The sequence below is a fragment of the Streptomyces sp. NBC_00250 genome (assembly GCF_036192275.1).
GTDB lineage: Bacteria > Actinomycetota > Actinomycetes > Streptomycetales > Streptomycetaceae > Streptomyces.
On the sequence record NZ_CP108088.1, the window covers coordinates 7,685,117 to 7,707,658 of the forward strand.

Annotated in this window: 20 protein-coding genes; 9 read left to right on the plus strand and 11 right to left on the minus strand. The window is 71.9% G+C overall.

The window, feature by feature from the left end:
* Positions 1 to 14: 14 nt before the first annotated feature.
* On the minus strand, positions 15 to 1,262 hold the full coding sequence (locus tag OG259_RS34900) for a Mur ligase family protein (RefSeq protein ID WP_266902698.1): 1,248 nt from the start codon (positions 1,260 to 1,262) through the stop codon (positions 15 to 17).
* A gap of 126 nt (positions 1,263 to 1,388) precedes the next feature.
* Between OG259_RS34900 and def the strand changes: the two genes are divergently transcribed.
* Positions 1,389 to 1,949, plus strand: coding sequence for a peptide deformylase (gene def / locus OG259_RS34905; RefSeq protein ID WP_328945862.1), 561 nt, complete (start codon positions 1,389 to 1,391; stop codon positions 1,947 to 1,949).
* Between the two features lie 141 nt (positions 1,950 to 2,090).
* Here the strand turns inward: def and OG259_RS34910 are convergent, their stop codons facing one another.
* The gene (locus tag OG259_RS34910) at positions 2,091 to 2,738 is read right to left on the minus strand and encodes a TetR family transcriptional regulator (RefSeq protein ID WP_266902694.1); all 648 of its coding nucleotides are present in this window, start codon (positions 2,736 to 2,738) and stop codon (positions 2,091 to 2,093) included.
* Positions 2,739 to 2,901: 163 nt separating this feature from the next.
* Here OG259_RS34910 and OG259_RS34915 point away from each other — a divergent pair, with 163 nt between their 5' ends.
* Positions 2,902 to 4,119, plus strand: a complete 1,218-nt coding sequence (locus OG259_RS34915; protein WP_266902692.1) for an acyl-CoA dehydrogenase family protein — start codon at positions 2,902 to 2,904, stop codon at positions 4,117 to 4,119.
* 77 nt (positions 4,120 to 4,196) lie between these two features.
* Here OG259_RS34915 and OG259_RS34920 read toward each other — a convergent pair whose 3' ends face one another.
* Entirely contained in the window at positions 4,197 to 4,868 is a 672-nt protein-coding gene (locus OG259_RS34920; protein ID WP_328945863.1) for a DNA alkylation repair protein, read from the minus strand.
* A gap of 91 nt (positions 4,869 to 4,959) precedes the next feature.
* Positions 4,960 to 5,427 (minus strand): VOC family protein, encoded by a 468-nt coding sequence (locus OG259_RS34925; RefSeq protein ID WP_328945864.1) that lies wholly within the window; start codon positions 5,425 to 5,427, stop codon positions 4,960 to 4,962.
* Between the two features lie 144 nt (positions 5,428 to 5,571).
* Between OG259_RS34925 and OG259_RS34930 the strand changes: the two genes are divergently transcribed.
* A complete protein-coding gene (locus OG259_RS34930) occupies positions 5,572 to 6,969 on the plus strand; it encodes a cytochrome P450 (protein ID WP_328945865.1) in 1,398 nt (465 codons plus the stop codon).
* Between the two features lie 12 nt (positions 6,970 to 6,981).
* On the opposite strand, the gene OG259_RS34935 is transcribed toward OG259_RS34930, so the two are convergent.
* On the minus strand, positions 6,982 to 7,758 hold the full coding sequence (locus OG259_RS34935; protein ID WP_328945866.1) for a putative protein N(5)-glutamine methyltransferase: 777 nt from the start codon (positions 7,756 to 7,758) through the stop codon (positions 6,982 to 6,984).
* A gap of 4 nt (positions 7,759 to 7,762) precedes the next feature.
* Complete coding sequence (locus tag OG259_RS34940; protein ID WP_328945867.1) at positions 7,763 to 8,245, minus strand: glutathione peroxidase; 483 nt, start codon at positions 8,243 to 8,245, stop codon at positions 7,763 to 7,765.
* A 36-nt stretch (positions 8,246 to 8,281) separates the two neighbouring features.
* Here OG259_RS34940 and OG259_RS34945 point away from each other — a divergent pair, with 36 nt between their 5' ends.
* Together OG259_RS34945 and OG259_RS34950 are read left to right on the plus strand one after the other, a co-directional pair.
* A complete protein-coding gene (locus OG259_RS34945; RefSeq protein WP_328945868.1) occupies positions 8,282 to 8,509 on the plus strand; it encodes a DUF6011 domain-containing protein in 228 nt (75 codons plus the stop codon).
* A 245-nt stretch (positions 8,510 to 8,754) separates the two neighbouring features.
* Positions 8,755 to 9,825, plus strand: coding sequence for an RNA ligase (ATP) (locus OG259_RS34950; RefSeq protein WP_328945869.1), 1,071 nt, complete (start codon positions 8,755 to 8,757; stop codon positions 9,823 to 9,825).
* A 63-nt stretch (positions 9,826 to 9,888) separates the two neighbouring features.
* Here OG259_RS34950 and OG259_RS34955 read toward each other — a convergent pair whose 3' ends face one another.
* Together OG259_RS34955 and OG259_RS34960 are read right to left on the minus strand one after the other, a co-directional pair.
* Positions 9,889 to 10,752, minus strand: a complete 864-nt coding sequence (locus OG259_RS34955; protein WP_328945870.1) for an acyl-CoA thioesterase — start codon at positions 10,750 to 10,752, stop codon at positions 9,889 to 9,891.
* 14 nt (positions 10,753 to 10,766) lie between these two features.
* On the minus strand, positions 10,767 to 13,340 hold the full coding sequence (locus OG259_RS34960) for a DEAD/DEAH box helicase (protein WP_328945871.1): 2,574 nt from the start codon (positions 13,338 to 13,340) through the stop codon (positions 10,767 to 10,769).
* Between the two features lie 70 nt (positions 13,341 to 13,410).
* Between OG259_RS34960 and OG259_RS34965 the strand changes: the two genes are divergently transcribed.
* Complete coding sequence (locus tag OG259_RS34965) at positions 13,411 to 14,202, plus strand: metal-dependent hydrolase (protein ID WP_266902670.1); 792 nt, start codon at positions 13,411 to 13,413, stop codon at positions 14,200 to 14,202.
* Positions 14,203 to 14,245: 43 nt separating this feature from the next.
* Complete coding sequence (locus OG259_RS34970) at positions 14,246 to 15,253, plus strand: hypothetical protein (RefSeq protein ID WP_328945872.1); 1,008 nt, start codon at positions 14,246 to 14,248, stop codon at positions 15,251 to 15,253.
* 28 nt (positions 15,254 to 15,281) lie between these two features.
* Here OG259_RS34970 and OG259_RS34975 read toward each other — a convergent pair whose 3' ends face one another.
* Positions 15,282 to 16,061 carry a TetR/AcrR family transcriptional regulator gene (locus tag OG259_RS34975; protein WP_328945873.1) on the minus strand — a complete coding sequence of 260 codons (780 nt, stop codon included), beginning with the start codon at positions 16,059 to 16,061 and terminating at the stop codon, positions 15,282 to 15,284.
* 124 nt (positions 16,062 to 16,185) lie between these two features.
* Here OG259_RS34975 and OG259_RS34980 point away from each other — a divergent pair, with 124 nt between their 5' ends.
* Positions 16,186 to 16,893, plus strand: coding sequence for an NAD(P)-dependent oxidoreductase (locus OG259_RS34980; protein ID WP_328945874.1), 708 nt, complete (start codon positions 16,186 to 16,188; stop codon positions 16,891 to 16,893).
* Between the two features lie 72 nt (positions 16,894 to 16,965).
* Here the strand turns inward: OG259_RS34980 and OG259_RS34985 are convergent, their stop codons facing one another.
* Both OG259_RS34985 and OG259_RS34990 read right to left on the minus strand, forming a co-directional pair.
* Positions 16,966 to 18,747: an ABC transporter ATP-binding protein gene (locus OG259_RS34985; RefSeq protein ID WP_328945875.1), complete on the minus strand. Its 1,782-nt coding sequence runs from the start codon at positions 18,745 to 18,747 to the stop codon at positions 16,966 to 16,968.
* The gene (locus OG259_RS34990; RefSeq protein WP_328945876.1) at positions 18,744 to 20,594 is read right to left on the minus strand and encodes an ABC transporter ATP-binding protein; all 1,851 of its coding nucleotides are present in this window, start codon (positions 20,592 to 20,594) and stop codon (positions 18,744 to 18,746) included. Before OG259_RS34990 ends, OG259_RS34985 begins: the two co-directional genes overlap by 4 nt.
* Positions 20,595 to 20,925: 331 nt before the next feature.
* Between OG259_RS34990 and OG259_RS34995 the strand changes: the two genes are divergently transcribed.
* Positions 20,926 to 22,542: a peptide-N4-asparagine amidase gene (locus OG259_RS34995; protein ID WP_328945877.1), complete on the plus strand. Its 1,617-nt coding sequence runs from the start codon at positions 20,926 to 20,928 to the stop codon at positions 22,540 to 22,542.

A 22,542-nucleotide genomic window follows, 5' to 3' on the forward strand; every position in this document is an offset into this window, starting at 1 on the left:
AAGTCCTCTACGGGTCAGTTGCCGACGCGGCGGCGGACGTCCTGGAAGGCGGTGTAGTTGGCGATCAGCTCGATCTGCCCGGGCGGGGCCATCGCGACGGCCTCGTCCAGCGTCTCGCAGACGCGGAAGTCCACACCCGCGACCTCCAGGCGGACCGCGAGGTCCAGCTTCCGGTCGCCGATCACCATGATCGGGTGGCCGGCGAGCCGGCCGTAGTCCACGTCCCACAGCCAGGAGGTGTCCGTGCCGTCGGCGCCGCGCGCGTTGACGGAGAGGATCACCGGAGCGGGCGGCCCGTCGATGAGGGAAAACGTTTCGAGCCAGCCGGCCGGGTTCTTCGCGAGCAGCAGACGCAGCTCACGGCCCTGGAAGGACACGACGTCGTAGCGTCCGGCGACGGCCTGCACCTGGTACATGCGCTCCAGGGCCACCTGCGGCGGGACCCCGAAGACGGCGGCGACGGCGGCCGAGGTCGCGGCGTTCGCCTTGTTGGCGCGGCCGGGCAGCTGCAGACGGATCGGCCAGGCCGAACCGTGCGGGTCGAGCACGTGGTCGCCGCTGAGCGCCCAGCTCGGCGCGGGACGGCGGAAGCCGCACTCGCCGCAGAACCAGTCGTCGCCCGGTCGCTGCATCACACCGCCACAGGCGGGGCACGACCAGGCGTCGTCCTTCCACTCCTGGCCGGCTGCCACCCACACCACGTTCGGGGAGGAGGAGGCGGCCCACACGATGAGCGGGTCGTCGGCGTTCGCGACGACGACGGCCTTCGTGCCGTTGAGACCCTCGCGCCACTTCTCGGCGAGCATCCGGGTCTCGGCGGCACGGTCGAGCTGGTCGCGCGAGAGGTTGAGCAGCGCGATCACCTTGGGCGTGGTGTCACGGGCGACGCCGGCGAGGTACTTCTCGTCGACCTCGATGACGCCGAACTTGGAGTCCGAGCCGCCGGCCAGCGCCGAGGTGATGCCGGCGGGCATGTTGGCGCCGAGGGCGTTCGAGACGACGGGGCCGGCGGCGCGCAGGGCCTCCGCGATCAGCCGGGTCGTCGTCGTCTTGCCGTTGGTCGCCGACACCAGGACGACGTCCAGATGCTGTGCGAGCCGGCCGAGCAGGTCGGGGTCGAGCTTCAGCGCCACCTTGCCGCCGATCACCGATCCGCTGCCGCGTCCCGCCGCACGCGACACCGCGGCCGCGGCCCTGCCCGCCGTCACGGCCAGCTTGGCGCGCGGCGACAGCGGCTCTGGATTACCGGGGTGTCCTGACATCGTTCTTGTTCCTCCTTGCGTCGGTCCGGGCTCAGCCTATCGAGATCCGGCCAGCAGCCCGAACAGCGGCACCGCCGAGCGGCCGCGCGAAACAGCCAGGTCACGGCGGACCGTACCCTTACCGCCATGCGAAACCGCCCCATCCCCGGCAGTTCCGGTCAGGTCCGAGCGATGACTCTGCTCGGCGACCCCGTGCTGCACACTCCCTGCGCGCCCGTCACCGACTTCGGGCCCGAACTGGCCCTGCTCGTCGAGGACATGTTCGCCACGATGTACGCGGCGAACGGCGTAGGCCTGGCGGCGAACCAGGTGGGCGTCGGACTGCGCGTCTTCGTGTACGACTGCCCCGACGACGAGGACACCCGCCACCTGGGACATGTCGTGAACCCGCGCCTGGTGGAGGCGGACGGTGACCTGTTCCGGGGTGCGGAGGGCTGCCTCTCCCTGCCGGGCCTTGAGGCCCCGACGCCCCGTTACGACCGTGCGGTGGTCGAGGGCGTACGGGTGGACGGGACTCCGGTACGGGTGGAGGGCACGGGTTTCTTCGCCCGCTGCCTCCAGCACGAGACCGATCACCTGGAGGGTGGGGTCTACGCGGACCACGTCACGGGGTGGCGCAAGTCACGTCTGATCCGCGCGATCCGCAAGCAGCCGTGGGGGAGTGGGGCCGGGGTGCTGGAGGGCTGACGGGAGCCGGAAGTCCGAGGGGCCCGGAGGCCTCTCGGGGTTCGCGGGCCCGGAAGCCCGAGGGCGGGGGCCCGAAGGTCCCGGCGGGAAGCCAGGTCGTGTCCGGAGAGTCCCGCCTGGCCCGCGACGTCTGGCAGGCATCTAGAACCCGGGTCCGCCCGGGAGGTCCGGTGCCTGGGCGAGCCGGCCCCACAGGAGGTCCGCCAGGCTGCGGACGAGGTCGGCGCGGGAGCAGGGGCGCTCGCCGAGCCACCAGTCTCCGGCCGCGTGCATCATGCCGACGATGCCGTGTCCCCAGATCCGGGCCTGGGCCTCCGCGCCGGGGCCGAGGTCGACGCGTTCGGCGATGACCTGGCCGAGCTCCTCGCCCATCCGCCGGAGCAGCGGGGCGGAGTGGCGGCCCACGTCGAAGCCCTGCTCGGTCTGGTGCGGTTCCTCCGCCGGGTGCATGAGGAAGCGGTAGACCTGGGGCATCGCCTCGATCGAGGCGAGGTAGGTGTCGAGGGTGGATTCGACGCGGCGACGGCGGTCGGAGGGCGCGTCGAGCGCGGCCCGCAGGGCGGCGAGGAGGGCGTCCGTGTGCCGGATGGCGAGGGCGCGGTAGAGGCCGCCCTTGTCGCCGAAGTGGCGGTAGAGGATCGGCTTGGTGATGCCGGCCTCGGCCGCGATCGCGTTCATCGATGCCTTGGGGCCGTCCCGGAGCACCACCCGGTCCGCCGCCTCCAGCAGCTCGCGGCGCCGCTGTTCGGCGGGCGTCTGCTGGTCGGTGGTCCGGTGTGCGATGTCCATAAGCGTGTCTCCCCGCCCGTGCGATTCCGTGAGGCTGTCGCAACGTAACACCCGGCCGGTCCTCGGTGCCGATCGGGCCGAACCGCTTCCCCGCAGGTTGACAGCCTGTACCCGTCGGTAACACACTGGTGTTACCGCAAGTAACGTACAGCTGGGAGGGACTATGGGCGAGTTCACGCTCGAACTCAACGATGACCAGAAGCAGGTCCGCGACTGGCTCCACGGCTTCGCCGCCGATGTGATGCGCCCCGCGGCCGCCGAATGGGACGAGCGTGAGGAGACTCCCTGGCCGATCATCCAGGAAGCGGCCAAGATCGGCATCTACTCTCTCGATTTCTATGCCCAGCAGTTCTTCGACCCGACGGGCCTCGGCATCCCCATGGCGATGGAGGAGCTCTTCTGGGGCGACGCCGGCATCGCGCTCTCCATCGTGGGCACGGGCCTCGCCGCCGTCGGCGTCCTCGCCAACGGCACCGAGGAGCAGATCGGCACCTGGGTCCCGCAGATGTACGGCGACGCCAACGACGTCAAGGTCGCCGCGTTCTGCTCGTCCGAGCCCGACGCCGGCTCGGACGTCGCCTCGATGCGTACCCGTGCCGTCTACGACCAGGCCACCGACGAGTGGGTGCTCAACGGCACCAAGACCTGGGCGACCAACGGCGGCATCGCCAACGTCCACGTCGTCGTCGCGGTCGTCGACCCCGAGCTCGGCTCCAAGGGCCACGCGTCCTTCATCGTGCCGCCGAACACCCCCGGTCTCTCCCAGGGCCAGAAGTTCCAGAAGCACGGCATCCGTGCCTCCCACACCGCCGAGGTCGTCCTGGAGGACGTCCGCGTCCCCGGCCACTGCCTCCTCGGCGGCAAGGAGAAGCTGGACGAGCGCCTGGCCCGGGCCCGCGAGAAGGCCAAGGCCGGTGGCGGCGAGCGCGTGAAGAACGCCGCCATGGCCACCTTCGAGGCCTCCCGCCCGGCGGTCGGCGCCATGGCCGTCGGCACCGCCCGCGCCGCGTACGAGGTCGCCCTCGACTACGCGAAGACCCGTGTCCAGTTCGGCCGCCCGATCATCGAGAACCAGGGCGTCGCCTTCCAGCTCGCCGACATGGCCACCCAGATCGACGCGGCCCGCCTCCTGGTCTGGCGCGCCTCCTGGATGGCGACGGCCGGCAAGCCCTTCACCGCGGCGGAGGGCTCCATGTCCAAGCTGTACGCGAGCGAGGTCGCCAAGAAGGTCACGGCCCAGGCCATCCAGATCCTCGGCGGCAACGGCTACACCCGCGAGTACCCGGTGGAGCGCATGCACCGCGACGCGGCCATCTACACGATCTTCGAGGGCACCAGCGAGATCCAGCGCATGGTGATCAGCCGGGCCATCGCGAAGTAACCCGGCCGTGGCCGATCCGGCTCTGTGGAGGGTGCTGCCCTTCCGGGCCGCCGCAGAGCCGGACGGCCCGGACCGCGCTACTTCGCCTCCCGGCGGCGCACCATCTCGGTGATCCAGACGGGCGCGAACGGAGACGTGCAGCCCGGGGGCGTCGGGTAGTCCTTGAGGACCTCCAGGCGCTCACCGATGCCCAGTGCCCGGGCGCGCTGCTCGGGGTGCTCGATCCCGATCTGGGCCAGGCAGTGGTTCATCGCCCACTGGAGACGGTCCGGGGCGTCCTTCATCTCCGCCTCGACGACGTCGAGCAGTCCGTCGAGGTCGAGGCCTTCGGGCTTCTTCGCCACCCGCTCGGTGGTCAGTGCCCAGCCGGCGCTCGCGACCACCGGATCCGGGTCGGCGGTCCACGCCAGACGCAGCTCCTCGGCGTGGGGGCTCTTCTTCACCACGTAGTTCACGAGCCAGTCGTGCACCTTGGGCGTGCGTGCCCCGCGGAGCATGGCGTCCAGCTCGTCCCGCCCGAAGGCCTTCGGGCGGCAGATCAGGATCGCCAGCAGTCTCGCCGCGGTGTCGCCCGTCTCCCATAGCCGTTCCGCGAGGTCCTGCTGTGTCTTCAGCCGCTTCGCGAGCGCGCGCAGCTTGCCGAGGTTCACACCGTGGTCGTCACCGTGTCTCTCGTTCACCGCGCGCGCCTTCGGGTCCTCCAGCGCGGCCAGCTCGGCCATCACCTCGGCCACCGTCGTCTCGGCCACCTTGTCTCCCGCTCCTCTCACCCGCGTGATCCCGCGAGATCCCGCGCGATCAGGTCTGCCACGGACTCGGCCCGCCCTGCCGGGCGGGAGGTCAGACGAGACAGAACTCGTTGCCCTCCGGGTCCTGGAGGACCACCGCGTAGTAGTCCATGCCGTTCGGCTCGTCCATCGAGTACAGGATCGTCGCGCCGATCGCCGTCAGCCGGGACACCTCGCCGTCCACCCGCTCGCGGCGCACAGCGAGCGGCACCCCGCGGCCGCCGCCGACCTTGAGGTCCAGATGGACGCGGTTCTTGACGGTCTTCGGTTCCGGGACGGCCTGGAACCAGATCCGGGGGCCCACGCCCTTCGGGTCGACGATGGATTCCGGAAGCTCCCCGGCGTCCTGGCCCAGCTCGTCCTCGGGGACGCCGATCGCCTCCCAGTACGCCCGCCAGGTGGCGTGGCCCTCGGGCGGCGGGTCGGGGACGTACCGCAGGGCCTCCAGCCAGAACGGCACGAGCCGCTGAGGGTCGGCGCAGTCGATGGTCAGTTGCAGCGTGAGCTCGGGGCGTTCCATACGACGAGCTTCCCAGACACCACTGACAGTCGGCTGATTCGAGCCAACAAGGCCAGAACCGGTCGGCGGTTCGGGCATCCCTACCCGTGGGTCACCTCCTGGGGGGACAATCACGCGTCAGGTGACGATCGAGGGGAACCGCTCATGACCATCACCACCGGAACCGAAGCGCCCGAACTCCCGGGACTCCCGCTCCTCGGCTCCATGTTCGACCTCAGGAACGACTCCCTCGGCACCTTCCTGCGCGCCCAACGCGAGCACGGCGACGTCGTACGGATCGTCGCGGGACCGCCCGGCATCCGCGCCACCGTCTACGGCGTCTTCTCCGCCGACGGAGTCCAGCAGGTCCTCGCCGGCGAGTCGGCCAACTTCCGCAAGGACAACGCCTTCTACCAGGAGGTCCGCGATTCCTTCGGCAACGGGCTGCTCACCAGCCAGGACGAGGACTACCTGCGCCAGCGCCGGCTCGTCCAGCCCCTCTTCACCCGCCGCCGCGTCGACAGCTACGCCTCCGCCATCGCCGCCGAGGTCACCACCCTCACCGAGGAGTGGCGGGACGGCGGCGCCGAATCCGTCGACGTCCTCCAGGACATGGCCCGCCTCGCCCTGCGCGCCGTCGCCCGCATCCTCTTCGGCACGGACGTCGACACGGCCGTCGAGATCGTCGAGAAGAGCTTCCCCGAACTCGGCGCCTACGTCCTGCGCCGCGGCTACTCCCCGCTCAACGTCCCCCGGGACTGGCCCACCCCCGGCAACCGCCGCGCCGGCGCCGTCCACCAGGCGCTGTACGAGGTCTGCGACCGCATCATCGCCCAGCGGCGGACCTCCGGCGAGGCCTCCGGCGACGGCCAGGACCTGCTCACCCTCCTCGTCGAGGCCGAGAGCGCCGAGGACGGCAGCTTCGACGCGACCGAACTGCGCGAGCAGGTCCTCGTCTTCCTCCTCGCCGGACACGAGACGACCGCCACCTCCCTCGGCTTCGCCCTCCATCTCCTCGCCCTCCACCCGGAGGAGCAGAAGCGGGCCCACGAAGAGGTCGACCGGGTCCTCGGAGGCCGTACGCCCGGCGCCGCCGACCTCGACGCGCTGCCCTACGTCACCCAGGTCCTCAAGGAGGCCATGCGGCTCTACCCGGCCGCCCCGGCCATCGGGCGCCGCGCCGTCGCCGCCACGCAGATCGGCGGCGTCACCATCCCGGCCGGCGCGGACGTCATCGTCGCCCCCTGGGTCACCCACCGCCACCCCGACTACTGGGAGGACGCGGAGCGCTTCGACCCCGACCGCTTCACGCCCGAGGCGGAGGCCGCCCGCCCCCGCTACGCCTGGTTCCCCTTCGGCGGCGGCCCGCGCGCGTGCATCGGCCAGCACTTCTCGATGCTGGAGTCGGTGATCGCGCTGGCGATGATCCTCCAGCGCCACGAGTTCGAGGCCGTCGACACCGTGGTGCCGGTCGCCCCCGCGATCACCCTCCAGGCGGCCGGCCCGGCCCGCTGCCGCCTCAAGCCCCGGGCGGTCCCGAGCTCGCCCGGAGCCGAGGCATAGGAGCGCGGGCCTCTACCGCCGGGTCGCGACGACCACCGTCGCCCACCACTCCTCGGAGGTGATCACCTCGGGCGCGAGCAGGCCCCCGGACTCCTCCGCGACGGCCTCCACGGCCCGCTCGGCCTGCCGCTCGCTCGTCTCCACGAAGAGGCGTCCGCCCGGTGCCAGCCACTCCGGCGCCTCGGCGGCGACCCGCCGCAGCACGTCCAGACCGTCCGGGCCGCCGTCGAGCGTGACGTGCGGTTCGTGGTCGCGTGCCTCCGGGGGCAGCAGTGCGATGTCCTCGGTCGGTACGTACGGCACGTTGGCGACCAGGATCTCGACCCGGCCCCGCAGCTCCGCGGGCAGCGGGGCGAAGAGGTCGCCCTCGTAGACCCGGCCGCCGCGCGGTTCGACGTTCCGGCGGGCGCAGCGCACCGCCGCCGGCTCGATGTCCGAGGCGTGCACCTCCGCGCCCTCGACCCGGTCGAGGAGAACCGCGCCCGCCGCGCCCGAGCCGCAGCACAGGTCGACGCAGACGGCGCCCGGACGGGCCAGGTCCACCGCGTGCCCGACCAGGAACTCCGTACGCCGCCGGGGGACGAACACCCCGCTGTCGACCTCGATGCGCAGCCCGGCGAACTCGGCCCAGCCCACGACGTGCTCCAGGGGCAGGCCCGAGGCCCGCCGCTCGACCATCAGGTCGAGTTCGGCGGGTCCGGTCGCCGCCGCGAGCAGCATCTCCGCCTCTTCCTCGGCGAAGACACAGCCCGCGGCCCGCAGCCGCTCGACGACCCCCGTACCGCTCACGACGTCAGACAAGCTGGGCCTCGATCGCGGAGACGATCTCGGGGGCGTCGGGCTCGGTGCGCGGACGGAAGCGCGTGACCTGGCCGTCGCGGCCGATCAGGAACTTCTCGAAGTTCCACTGCACGTCACCGGCCTCGCCCTCGGCGTCGGCGACCTTGACCAGCTCGCTGTAGAGCGGGTGGCGGGCCTCGCCGTTGACGTCGATCTTCTCCAGGAGCGGGAAGGACACGCCGTACGTCGTCGAGCAGAAGGTCTGGATCTCGTCGGCGCTGCCGGGCTCCTGGCCCGCGAACTGGTTGCAGGGCACACCGAGCACGGTGAAGCCGCGGTCGCCGTACTCCTTCTGCAGCTTCTCCAGACCCGCGTACTGCGGGGTCAGACCGCACTTGGAGGCGACGTTCACGACCAGGACCGCGCGGTCCCGGTAGTCGGCAAGGGAGACCGGATCACCGGTCAGGCTCTTCAGCGGAATCTCGTACAGGCTCATGGACAGCTCCTCGTCGGAATGAGGTTTGATCTCAGCATGGGAGATGAACCACTGGCAATCTCGATCGATTCCGCACCTGAGGAAGGTCCGCGCCGGGTTGTCTGCCGCCTCTGCGGCCGCCCGCTCACCGGCGCCGACTCCCGCCGCACCGGCCTCGGTCCGACATGTGACGCCAAGCTCCACCCGCCGGCCCCCGACATCCGCACCCGCCGCCACGAGGTGGACCAGGACACGCTGCCGGGCCTGGACCCGTCAGCCGGCTGAGGCGATGAGCTCGGCGTACGCGGTGCTGTCATCCCGCCGAAGACGGCCTCGACGCGGCGGAGCGCGGAGGCGAGGGCGGGGGAGGGGACGGCAGAGGTCGTGAGCGGATCCCGATGTGACTCCGACGGGACCCCGCCGGCGAAGATCACGACGCTATCAGCCGTCAAAACCATTGGGCCAACTGATTCGTGGCCCGGCACAGTGACCCGCGATGAGAAGGAAACCCGAGCATCCGGAGTGCTGATATGTCGACCCTGCGCGTCACCGCCGAAGTCCTGACCGTCCATCCCCACCCCAACGCCGACGCCCTTGAGCTGGCCCAGGTCGGCCTCTATCGGGCCGTGGTCGCCAAGGGTGCCTATCGGACCGGCGATGCCGCCGTCTACATCCCGGAGCAGGCGGTGCTGCCCGCCGGACTCATCGAAGAGCTCGGGCTCACCGGGCGGCTCGCCGGCGGGAAGTCGGACCGGGTCAAGGCGGTGCGGCTGCGCGGGGAGCTGTCGCAGGGCATCGTCTGTCGTCCGGGCGCGCTGGCCGGCACCGACCTGGCGCGGGCGGCCGCCGAGGGCGCCGACTTCGCGGAGGCGCTGGGGATCACCAAGTGGGTGCCGCCGATACCGCCGACCATGAGCGGTGACGTGGAGGTCGCGCCCGACCTGCTGCCCTGGGTCGACATCGAGAACCTCCAGCGCTACCCGGAGATCTTCGAGCCCGGCGAGCACGTCGTCCTGACGGAGAAGCTCCACGGCACGGCCTGTCTGATGACCTACCTCGCCGAGGAGGGCCGCGTCCAGGTCTCGTCCAAGGGCTTCGGCTCGAAGGGCCTGGCCCTCCAGGAGGACCCGCGCAACCTGTACTGGCGCGCCGTCCACGGTCACGGGCTGCCCTCCGTCGCCGAGCGGCTGGCGAAACGCCTCGGCGCCCGCCGCGTCGGGTTCTTCGGCGAGGTGTACGGCTCCGGGGTGCAGGACCTCGCGTACGGCGCCGACGCCCGGTCCGAGACCGTCGGGTACGCGCTCTTCGACGTGTCGGCCGAGATCGACGGCCGCGTGGAGTGGCTGGACCCGGCCGAGGTCCTGGAGGACGGTGAGGTCCCGCTCGTACCGCGGCTGTACTCCGGCCCGTACGACCTGGACACGGTCCTCGCCCACGCCAGCGGCCGGGAGACCGTCTCCGGGCGGGAGGCGCACCTGCGGGAGGGTGTCGTGATCCGGCCCGCGACCGAGCGGTACAGCCCGGTCGTCGGCGGCCGGGCCATCGCCAAGGCGGTCAGCCCGGCCTACCTGACGCGGAAGGGCGGCACCGAGTACGAGTGACCGGGCCGGGTCGGACCGGGTCGGACGTCGCCGGGGCCAGGCACGGCCCCGGCCACGTCCCGCTCAGAGCTTCCTGAACAGGCCCTCCTGGACCACCGACACCAGGAGCTGCCCCTCGCGGTCGTAGATCCGGCCCCGCGCGAGTCCCCGACCGCCCGTCGCGATCGGGGACTCCTGGTCGTACAGGAACCACTCGTCCGCGCGGAACGGCCGGTGGAACCACATCGCGTGGTCCAGCGACGCCATGTCGAAGCCCCGCGGGCCCCACAGGGGTTCGATCGGGATGCGTACCGCGTCCAGGAGCGTCATGTCCGAGGCGTAGGTGAGGGCGCAGGTGTGGATCAGCGGGTCGTCGCCCAGCGGCCCCACGGCCCGCATCCACACCGCGGAGCGCGGGTCCGCGCCCTTGACCTCGGCCTGGGTCCAGCGCAGCCGGTCCACGTAACGGACGTCGAACGGCTGCCGACGGGCCATCCGCTCCAGGGCCTCCGGCAGCGCACCCAGGTGTTCGCGGATCTCGTCCGCGAGGTTCGGCAGGCTCTCCGGGTCCGTCAGGTGCCTCGGCGGCAGCTGATGCTCGAAGGCACCCTCCTCGGGCTGGTGGAAGGAGGCCGTCAGATTGAAGATCGTCCGCCCTTCCTGCACCGCCGTGACCCGGCGGGTCGTGAACGAGCGCCCGTCCCGCACCCGCTCCACCTGGTAGACGATCGGCACGCCCGGCCGGCCCGGCCGCAGGAAGTAGGCGTGCAGCGAGTGCACCGGCCGGCCGCCCTCGGTGGTGCGGCCGGCGGCGACGAGGGCCTGCCCGGCGACCTGCCCGCCGAAGACCCGCTGCAGCGACTCCTGCGGGCTCCGCCCACGGAAGATGTTGACCTCGATCTGCTCCAGGTCGAGCAGATCGACGAGCCTCTCGGCGGGGTTGGTCACGTCAGGTCTCTCCTCTACAGCTGTCCGACGGCCGTCACGCGGACGACCGCGCGGCCCTCTTCGTCGGAGGCCGCGAGATCCACCTCCGCGCTGATGCCCCAGTCATGGTCCTTGTTCGGGTCGGCGAAGGTCTGCCGGACGCGCCACAGGCCGTGGGCCGCGTCCTCCTCGATGGCGAGCAGCTTCGGGCCGCGCGCGTCGGGGCCCGTACCGAGGTCGTCGTACTCGTCCCAGTAGGCGTCCATCGCCTCGCCCCACGCGTCCGCGTCCCAGCCGGCCTCGGCGTCCATCTCGCCGAGCGCGTCCACGTTGTCGAGGGCCGCGAGCTCCACCCGGCGGAACATCGCGTTGCGCACCAGTACCCGGAAGGCGCGGGCGTTGGCCGTGACCGGCTTGACCTGGTCGGCCTTCTCCTGGGCCTCCTCGGCCGTCTGGATCTCGGGGTTGGCCAGCTGCTCCCACTCGTCGAGCAGCGAGGAGTCCACCTGACGGACCATCTCGCCCAGCCAGGCGATCAGGTCCTCCAGGTCCTCGGTCTTGAGGTCGTCCGGGATGGTGTGGTCGAGCGCCTTGTACGCGCTCGCGAGGTACCGCAGGACGATGCCCTCGGTGCGCGACAGCTCGTACCAGGAGGTGAACTCGGTGAAGGTCAGCGCCCGTTCGTACATGTCACGGATGATCGACTTCGGCGAGACCGGGTGGTCGCCGACCCACGGGTGCGACTTCCGGTAGACGTTGTACGCGTGCCAGAGCAGTTCATCGAGCGGCTTCGGGTAGGAGATGTCCTGGAGCCGTTCCATCCGCTCCTCGTACTCGACGCCGTCCGCCTTCATCTGCCCGACGGCCTCGCCGCGCGCCTTGTTCTGCATGGCGGCGAGGATCTGGCGCGGGTCGTCGAGCGTCGACTCGACGACGGAGACCATGTCCAGGGCGTACGAGGGGGACTCCGGGTCGAGCAGGTCGAAGGCGGCGAGCGCGAACGTCGACAGCGGCTGGTTCAGCGCGAAGTCCTGCTGGAGGTCGACCGTCAGGCGGATCGTGCGGCCCTCGGCGTCCGGAGTGTCCAGCTGCTCCACGACCCCGCCGTCGAGCAGCGAGCGGTAGATGGCGATGGCCCGGCGGATGTGCCGCAGCTGGGCCTTGCGCGGCTCGTGGTTGTCCTCCAGGAGCTTGCGCATCGCCTCGAAGGCGTTGCCCGGGCGGGCGATCACCGAGAGCAGCATGATGTTGGTGACCTTGAAGCGGGAGGTCAGCGGCTCCGGCTCGGCGTCGATGAGCCGCTCGAAGGTGGTGTCGCTCCAGGCGACGAATCCCTCGGGGGCCTTCTTGCGGACCACCTTGCGGCGCTTCTTCGGGTCGTCGCCGGCCTTGGCGAGCGCCTTCTCGTTCTCGATGACGTGCTCGGGGGCCTGGGCGACCACGTAGCCGGCGGTGTCGAAGCCGGCCCGGCCGGCCCGGCCCGCGATCTGGTGGAACTCACGGGCGCGCAGCGTGCGCACCCGGTTGCCGTCGTACTTCGTGAGGGCGGTGAAGAGCACCGTACGGATGGGAACGTTCACGCCCACGCCGAGGGTGTCGGTCCCGCAGATCACCTTCAGGAGACCGGCCTGCGCCAGCTTCTCGACGAGCCGGCGGTACTTCGGCAGCATGCCCGCGTGGTGCACGCCGATGCCGTGCCGGACGTAACGCGAGAGGTTCTGGCCGAACTTGGTGGTGAAGCGGAAGTTGCCGATCAGCTCGGCGATCTTGTCCTTCTCCTCGCGCGTGCACATGTTGATGCTCATCAGCGACTGCGCCCGCTCGACGGCCTGCGCCTGCGTGAAGTGGACGATGTAGACCGGCGCCTGCTTGGTCTCCAGGAGCTCCGTCAGGGTCTCCGTGATCGGGGTGAGCACGTACTCGTACGAGAGCGGCACCGGCCGGGTCGCCGAGCGGACCACCGAGGTCGGCTTGCCCGTGCGCCGGGTCAGGTCCTTCTCGAACATCGACACGTCGCCGAGCGTCGCCGACATCAGGATGAACTGCGCCTGGGGGAGCTCCAGGATCGGGATCTGCCACGCCCAGCCGCGGTCCTGCTCGGCGTAGAAGTGGAACTCGTCCATCACGACCTGGTTGATGTCCGCGTACTTGCCGTCCCGCAGCGCGATCGAGGCCAGCACCTCGGCCGTACAGCAGATCACCGGTGCGTCCGCGTTCACGGAGGCGTCGCCGGTCAGCATGCCGACGTTCTCGGTGCCGAAGATCTTGCAGAGATCGAAGAACTTCTCCGACACCAGCGCCTTGATCGGCGCGGTGTAGAAGGTCACCTGGTCGTTCGCGAGCGCGGTGAAGTGCGCGGCCGCGGCGACCAGCGACTTTCCCGATCCGGTGGGCGTGGACAAGATCACGTTGGCCCCGGAGACGACCTCGATCAGCGCCTCTTCCTGGGCCGGGTAGAGCGTGATGCCCCGGTCCTCGGCCCAGGAGGAGAAGGCCTCGAAGAGGGCGTCGGGGTCGGCGGTCGGCGGCAGCTGATCGATAAGGGTCACGCCCCCATCTTGCCTGGATTCCGCTCGGATGAGGGAACCGGCCACCGGAACGAAGATCACGGACGATAGGCTCGTCCGTCGACCGGTCGTCAACTGAGCGCCGGCAGGGGAGAAACGGGGCGGGCCAACCATGATGGGACCGGCACACTCGCTGTCCGGAGCGGCGGCCTGGCTGGGTGTCGGAGCGGCAGCGGCGGCCTTCGACCGCCCGATGCCATGGCCGGTTCTCGTCGTCGGCGCGCTCATCTGCGCGGGCGCGGCCCTCGCCCCCGACCTGGACCACAAGTCGGCGACCATCTCGCGGGCCTTCGGACCGGTCTCCAAGGGGCTGTGCGAGATCGTCGACAAGCTGTCGTACGCCGTCTACAAGGCGACCCGCTCCTCCGCCGACCCCCGCAGGTCCGGCGGCCACCGGACCCTCACCCACACCTGGCTCTGGGCGGTCCTGATCGGCGGCGGCGCCTCCGTCGCGGCGATCACCGGTGGCCGGTGGGCGGTGCTCGCCATCCTCTTCGTGCACCTGGTCCTCGCCGTGGAAGGCCTGCTGTGGCGGGCCGCCCGGATGTCCAGCGACGTCCTGGTCTGGCTGCTCGGCGCGACCAGCGCCTGGATCCTGGCGGGCGTCCTCGACAAGCCCGGCAACGGCTCGGACTGGTTCTTCACCGGCCCCGGCCAGGAGTACCTGTGGCTCGGGCTTCCGATCGTGCTCGGCGCCCTCGTCCACGACATCGGCGACGCCCTGACCGTCTCCGGCTGCCCGATCCTCTGGCCCATCCCCGTCGGTCGGAAGCGCTGGTACCCGATCGGCCCGCCGAAGGGCATGCGCTTCCGGGCCGGCAGCTGGGTGGAGCTCAAGGTCCTGATGCCCGCGTTCATGGTGCTCGGCGGGGTGGGCGGCGCCTCGGCGCTCGGTTTCTTCTGAGACGTTCCTTCTCTTCTGAGACGTTCCCTGGAATGGGGGTTCCGTGAACTGTCCCCGTGTACCCGTACGGCTGCTCGCCAGTGAGCCCGTACCCGGGGTCGCCGAGGCCTGGGGGCGCCTGGACGGCTCGATGCGGCGCGACGGGGCGCACTGGCTCGTCGTCCGGGGCGAGGGCACGATCACCATCGGCAAGGTCGACGCCGATCCGTCCCGGGTGCTCGGCGACCGTGCGACGTGGACGGACCCGGAGCCGGGCACGTCCGACACGTACTGCTCGCCCCTGCCCGGCGGCGCCATGGCCTTCAGCGGCCCGGAGTCCGTCACTGTCCACGAGGCCGACGGGGCCGTCCGCTGGGAGCACCGGCACCGGCCGCAGGGGACCGGGGCTTCTTCCGGCGCGTGCGCGCCAGACCCGGCCGGCCGGGTCCTTCTGGTGGCCATGGCCGGGCCCTTCGAACCCGGCAGACCGTACGCGGGGGACGTCTGCCTGGCCCTCGACCTGGCCACCGGCGAGGTGCTCGGCGAGCACGTCCTGCCGTCCCGCGTCGCGGCGTACGAGTTCCAGGGGTTTCCCGAAGGGAGCCCCGACGTCCTGCTCACCGCCTCCATGGGACAGGACGGCACCCTGTGCTTCCTGGTCACCCGCACGGACGGCGGCCTCGACGTCCGTGCGACGGGCATCGTCACGGAAGCCTGCGTCGGCGTCGGCACGGAGGGGGCGCTGGTCATCCAGGACGTCGGCGGCGGATACCTGATCCGTACCCAGGACGGTACCGACGAGGTCCTGGTGGAGGCCGGCGAGGTTCTGCCCCCGGACCGGATGTTCATCGGCTACACCCCTGGCTTCGTCGACGACCGGCGGATCCTGGTCGTGACGGCCGAGGAACAGTGGGCGGAGGAGGGCGTCCACGTCCTTCTCGACGCCCGCACGCTCATGCCCCTCGCCGAGCTCGACTACCCGTGGCCGCCGGGCGTCACCGCCGTGCCGCTCGGCGACGGCACCTGGCTCACCCGCGACGACGACACGGTGCGGCGGTGGGCGACCGCCTGATCCGGTTCCGGTCGGCCCGGGGCCGGGGTCAGTCCTCGCCGTCCGCGCGTCGCGGGACGCCGAGCGTCGTCACGAGCCGGGACAGTTCCTCCTGGAAGAGCTTGTCCGGGCTGGCCGTCTGGCGGCCGAGGTGTCCGTACACCTCCAGGGCCACGAGCCCGTGCAGGTGACCCCAGAGGCGTAGCGCGAGGGCGACACCGGCCGGCGGCAGTTCGGGGAAGGCGGGGCGGACCTTGTCGAGGAGTCCGGCGTCGAAGTCGGACCAGGTGAACGCGCTGTCCCGGTAGAGGGGTTCGGCGTACGGCCAGGCCGCCGCGGCGAGGCCGGCGAGGCCGGTGCAGACGCGGCGGGCCGCGTCCGGGGCGGCGCCTTCCTCGGGGGCCCGGTAGCCGGGCACGGGATCGCCGTACACGAGCCGGAAGCCCTCGGGATGGGTCAGGGCCCAGGTGCGGAAGGCGTGGGCCCAGGCGAGGATCCGGGCGGTGGGGTTCGGGCCGGGGTCCCCGGCGGAGGTCTCGGCGGACGCGGTGGCCCAGGCCGTCTCCACCGCGTCGGCGAGCGCCGAGTACACGTCGTCGATGAGCGTGGTGACCAGGTCGTCGCGGGTGGCGAAGTAGCCGTAGATCGCGTTCGCCGTCATGCCCATCTCACGGGCGATCGCCCGGAGGGTGATCGCGTCGGGACCGCCCGAGGTCATCAGGCGCAGGGCCGTGTCCTTGATCTCGGCCGTGGTCTCGGCCCGGAGCCGCTCACGGCGCCCGCGCCCGGCCGGAGCCGCCTCTGTCCGTGCTTCCGATGTCCCGGTCATGCGGGCAGCCTATCGCTGCTTTGGTGGGTGTACGGAAACTGCACGGCGTGAACTTCACGGCGTATAGTTTTCGCACGGCGTCACGTCAGTGATGCGCCAGAGCTGTGATCACAGGGGGAGAGCCATGCACATCGGCGTCATCGGAGCCACCGGCACCATCGGCAGCCGCGTCGTCGCGGAGGCCCTGGAGCGCGGGCACCACATCAGGGCCTTCAGCCGCGACGCCACGGAGGCGGCGGCGCGGGAGACCCGCGAGAACATCACCTGGGCGAGCCTCGACGTCCTCGACCCCGCGGGCATCGCAGCCGTCCTGCCCGGACTCGACGTCCTCATCAGCGCCTTCCAGCCCGGAAACGCCGCCCAGGACATGGCGGACACCGTCCGGCGCTCGATCGCCGACGCCGGGATCTACGCCACCGCGGCGCGCGCCCTGCTCAAGGCACTCGAAAGTCACCCCAGGACCCGGCTCATCGTGATCGGTGGCGCGGGCAGCCTGGAGATCGAGCCGGGTGTGGTGCTCGCCGACGCGGAGGAACGCCTCCACGAGACCCTCGACGGCGTCGGCCTTCCGCGCGCCTACGCGGCGGCGGTACGGGGCCACCGCGACGCCCTGAACGTGCTGCGCACCTCCAACCGCCGCTGGACCTACTTCAGCCCGGCCGAGGACATCGCACCCGGCGAGCGCACCGGCCGCTTCCGCGTCGGCGAGGACCAGCCGGTTCGCGACGCCGAAGGACGCAGCCGCGTCTCGGCGGAGGACGCGGCCGTGGCCCTCGTCGACGAGGCGGAACTGCCCCGCTTCGTCCAGCGCCGGTTCACGATCGGCTACTGAGCGGAATCCGACGGAAGCGGGCCGGGCCGAGACGTCGTACGACGCCCCGGCCCGGCCCGCTCCAGTCCGGTGTCAGCCGTGCCACGACCTCCACAGCGCCGCGTACGCCCCGTCCGCCGCGACCAGTTCCGCGTGGCTGCCGAGTTCGCTGATCCGGCCGGACTCGACCACCGCGATCAGATCGGCGTCGTGCGCGGTGTGCAGCCGGTGCGCGATGGCCACGACCGTACGGCCGTCCAGGACGCGTCCGAGGGAGCGCTCCAGGTGCCGGGCCGCCCGCGGGTCGAGCAGCGAGGTCGCCTCGTCCAGGACCAGCGTGTGCGGGTCCGCGAGGACCAGCCGGGCCAGTGCGATCTGCTGCGCCTGCGCCGGGGTCAGCGAGCGGCCGCCCGAGCCGACCTCCGTGTCCAGGCCCTCGTCGAGACCACGGGCCCACACCTCGGCGTCCACCGCCGTGAGCGCCGCCCACAGCTCGGTGTCCGTGGCCCCGTTCTTGGCGAGGAGCAGATTGTCCCGGAGGGAGCCCACGAAGACGTGGTGCTCCTGGTTGACCAGGGCCACGTGCTCGCGGACCCGCTCGGCGGGCATCCGGGCCAGCTCGGCCGCGCCGAGGGTGACCGAGCCCGTCCTCGGGGCGTAGATGCCCGCGAGGAGGCGGCCGAGGGTGGACTTGCCCGCGCCGGACGGGCCGACCAGGGCGAGCCGGGTGCCGGGCGCCACCTTCAGGGACACCTCGTGCAGCACGTCGACGCCCTCGCGGTACCCGAACCGGACCTCGTCCGCCCGGACGGCCCGGCCCTCCGGCCGTACCTCCTTGTCGCCCGCGTCCGGCTCGATGTCGCGGACACCGACGAGCCGGGCCAGCGACACCTGCGCGACCTGGAGTTCGTCGTACCAGCGGAGCACGATCCCGATCGGGTCCACCAGCATCTGCGCGAGCAGGGCGCCCGTCGTCAGCTGACCGACGTCGATCCAGCCCTGGAGCACGAACACCCCGCCGAGCAGCAGCACGGAACAGAGGACCGTCGTATGGGTGATGTTGACGACGGGGAAGAGCACCGAGCGGAGGAAGAGGGTGTACCTCTCCCATGCGACCCATTCCGAGATGCGCCGGTTCGACAGGGCGATCCGGCGACCGCCGAGGCGGTGCGCCTCGACTGTGCGACCCGCGTCGACCGTCTCGGCGAGGGCGGCGGCCACCGCCGCGTACCCCGCGGACTCCGAGCGGTACGCGGCCGGCGCCCGCCGGAAGTACCACCGGGAGCCCACGACGAGCAGCGGCGCCGCGAGCAGCGCGGCGAGCGCCAGCGGCGGCGCGGTGACCGCGAGGCCGCCGAGCAGCAGACCGGCCCACACGACGCCGATGGCCAGCTGGGGCACGGCCTCGCGCATCGCGTTGGAGAGCCGGTCGACGTCCGTGGTGATACGGGACAGCAGGTCACCCGTGCCGGCCCGTTCGAGCACGCCGGGCGGCAGGCCGACCGCGCGGACGAGGAAGTCCTCCCGCAGATCGGCGAGCATCTCCTCGCCGAGCATCGCCCCGCGCAGCCGGACGAGCCGGACGAACGCGGTCTGGACGAGCAGCGCGACCGCGAACAGCGCGATCGTGCGCTCCAGATGGAGCTCACGCGCGCCCGTGGCCAGCTCGTCCACCAGCGAACCGAGCAGGTACGGGCCGGCCATCGAGGCGATCACGGCGACCGCGTTCACCCCGATGAGCAGCGCGAACGCCCGGCGGTGGCGGCTCAGCAGCTCGCGTACATAGGTGCGGACCGTCGAGTCGGCGGCGACGGGCAGTGTCGTCGCCGTCGTCGGGGCCGCCGGGTCGTACTCCGGTGGCGCCAGGCCGATCATGCCGATTCCCCTTCCAGTGCTTCGAGTTCACCGACGGCTTCGACGTCGCCGACAGCAGCGGCCGTGCCGACCCTCGGCGCCGCCGCGGCGAGCTCCTCGTCGGTCTCGCGGGTGACGACCGCGCGGTAGCGGGGCTCCCGGGCGAGCAGCTCGCGGTGGGTGCCGACGGCGACCGCCTGGCCGTCGTCGACCAGGACGACCCGGTCGGCGCGGTCCAGGAGCAGCGGTGAGGAGGCGAGGACCACGGTGGTTCTCGCCTCGCGCAGTTCGCGGATGCCGGCGGCGACCCGGGCCTCGGTGTGCGCGTCGACCGCCGAGGTGGGCTCGTCGAGGACGAGCACCTCCGGGTCGGTCACCAGGGACCGGGCGAGGGCGAGCCGCTGGCGCTGGCCGCCCGAGAGCGACCTGCCCCGCTCGGTGATGCGGGTGCGCATCGGATCGCCGTCGGTGTCCACGGACGCCTGGGCGAGCGCGTCGAGGACGTCCTCGCACCGGGCGGCGGCCAGGGCCCGCTCCGGCGGCACCTCGCCGGAGCGGGGCACGTCGAGCAGCTCGCTGAGCGTGCCCGAGAGCAGGACCGGTTCCTTGTCCTGGACGAGGACGGCCGTACGGGCGGACCCCAGCGGCAGTTCGTCCAGGGGGACCCCGCCGAGGAGGACCGAGGTGTGGTCCTCGCCCGGTTCGGCCGGGTGGCCGCCGAGCCGGTCGGCGAGCCGCCCGGCCAGGTCCGGGTCTCCGCAGACGACCGCGGTGAAGAGCCCCGCCGGAGCCAGCAGCCCGGTCAGCGGGTCGTACAGGTCACCGGTGGCCTTGCGGTCCTCGTCCCGGTCCTCGTCCGCGGCGGTGGTGGTCGTACGGGCGAGGCCGAGGACCCGGGCGGCCCGCTTCGCGGACGGCCGGGAGAAGGAGAAGGCCATGGCGATCTCCTCGAAGTTGCGCAGTGGGTGGTACGTGAGGGCCACCGCGCTGTAGACGGTGACCAGTTCACCTACGGTGATCCGCCCGTCGAACGCGAGCCGCGCCCCGTACGCCACCACGACGATGAGCAGGATGCCGGGCAGCACGACCTGGATCGCGGAGATCATCGCCCACATCCGCGCGCTGCGGACGGCGGCCTTGCGGACCTCCTGGGAGGCGGCGCGGTAGCGGCCGAGGAACAGCTCCTCGCCGCCGATGCCGCGCAGCACGCGGAGTCCCGCGACGGTGTCGGAGGCCAGCTCGGTGGCCTTGCCCGCCTTCTCTCGCTGGGTGTCCGCCCGGCGGGTCGCGCGGGGGAGGAGCGGCAGGACGGCCAGGGCCAGGATCGGGATGCCGACGGCCACGACGACGCCCAGGGCGGGCTGGTAGACGACGAGGCCCACACAGATGACGACGAGCACGACGGCGCCCGCGGCGAACCGGGACAGGGCCTCGACGAACCAGCCGATCTTCTCGACGTCTCCGGTGGAGACGGCGACGACCTCGCCCGCGGCGACCCGCCGGGTGAGGACCGAGCCCAGTTCGGCGGTCTTGCGGGCCAGGAGCTGCTGCACCCGGGCGGCCGCGGTGATCCAGTTGGTGACGGCGGTGCGGTGCAGCATCACGTCACCGGCCGAGATCGCGACGCCGAGGACCACGAGCAGGCCTCCGGCGAGCGCGAGTCGCCCGCCGTCGCGGTCCACGACCGACTGTACGGCGATGCCGATGCCGAGTGGCAGTCCGGCGATTCCCAGGTGGTGCAGGAGCCCCCACAGCATGGACTTCACCTGCCCGCCGAGCTGTTGACGGCCGAGCCAGACGAGGAACCGGGTGCCCGAGCGGACATCGGGGACCCCAGGGTCGGCGTAGGGAAGATCTCGAATCTGCATGGCGTCCCAGGGTCTCCGGGTCTTGTCTGGGGGGAACGCGCGCCGGGGGTGTGCGACGGCGAGGGTGTGCGACGGCGGGAAGGTGTGAGGCGGGGATGTGCGAACGGGGGGTGAAGGCGGGGATGTGCGAACGCGTGGGGTGTGAAGGCGGGGATGTGCGAAGGCAGGGGTGCGCGACGGCGAGCGGGTGCGATGGCAGGGGGAAACCGTGCAAGGTTCGCTTTTTCGCCCTGAGGCGGCAATCGATTTTCCCCATGAGGGAACAGATCGCGCCATGTCCGCTCATCGTCCTCTGGACCGCACGGCACCGAGCGCGCTTCACTCCAGCCCCATGAGATCACTCAAGATCATGAGCATGCTCAGCGGTCTGGTCCTCGCCGCGGGCGCGCTCCTCACCGCCCACCCGGCCGCCGCCGACGGTCCGAACGGCCCGACGCCCCCGGCCGAGTTCACCGCCGACTGGCACGACCCGGTCACCGCCGCCCCGCCCGTCGAGACCCCCGGCACCCGCAGCTGCGAGGTGACCCTGGCCGCCGCGCAGTTCCGCGACTTCACCCCCTACCAGGGGAGTTACGCCCCGCCGAAGGAGTGCGGCACCCGCTGGAACAAGGTCGTCCTGCGCCTCGAAGGAAACGTGAAGGGCCGCCAGTACGACCGCCTCGGGTACCTCACCGTCGGCGGCGTCGAGATCCTCCGCACCTCCACGCCCCAGCCCTCGCCCGACGGCATCACCTGGTCGGTCGAGAAGGACGTCACCCGCTACCGCGACACCCTCAGCCGCCCCGGCGCCGTCGAGATGCTCATCGGCAATGTCGTGAACGAGACCTACACCGGCGTCCTCGACGTCCGCGTCACCCTCACCTTCCACACCGCCCAGGGCCGGGTGAAACCCGCCGCCGGTACGCCCGACCGGGTGATCCCCCTCACCGGCCCCACCCTCACGACCCCGCGCAACACCGAACGCGTCCTCGCCGAGGTGTACGCCACCGGCTCCGGCGGCGGCTGCGAGGAGTACTGGTACCTCTCCGTCCCCGACGCCGCCCCCTACTCCTGCCGGGCCGGCGACGGACCGCACCGTGAGGTCCGGGTCTCCGTCGACGGACGCCTCGCCGGCATCGCCGCGCCCTTCCCCACCGTCTGGACCGGCGGCTGGTCGAACCCCTTCCTCTGGTACGTCACCCCCGGGCCGCGCGCCTTCGACGTCCAGCCGATCCTCTACGACCTGACCCCGTTCGCCGCCGTCCTCAACGACGGCCGCGCCCACCGCGTGGAGGTCACCGTCGCCGGGGTCCCGGCCGGGCAGGCGGGCTGGTCCACCCCCACCAACGTGCTGCTCTGGCAGGACGAGGGCAGCCGGGTCGTCACCGGCGGCCTCGACCGCCACGAGGAGACCGCCCCGCGCAACTCCTCCGTCTACACGGCGGCCACCGCGGACTCCCTCCACCGGCTCGACACCGACGCCGGGCACCGCCTCACCGTCGCCGGACACCTGAACACCTCGCACGGGCGGGTCGCCACCACCGTCGACCGGACCGTCGCCCACGGCTCCGCGCACCGCTGGGGCGAGGGGGAGAACCCGGACGCGTTCACCGCGCGCTGGACCGACCGGGAGACCGTGACCAGCGGCCGGACCGTCACCCGCGCCGACCGGACGTACACGATGGACGGCGAGACGACGATCGGCGCGGGCGACCGACTGCGGACCGTCCTCACGCTCGGGGACCGCGCCGACACCAGCGTCCTGCGCGACGGACGGCGGCTCTCCTGGTCGCGGCTCGACGACACCTACACCGGGGACGCGACGTACACCACCGGTGTCCCGCGTGACCAGCGGCACGCGGTCGGCACCACGAACGAACGCTACCGGCTGTACGGCTCCGAGGGCTGCCACGACCGGAGCCTGACGACCGTTCAGGGCACGGTCACCCAGGATCTGCGGCGCTGCTGA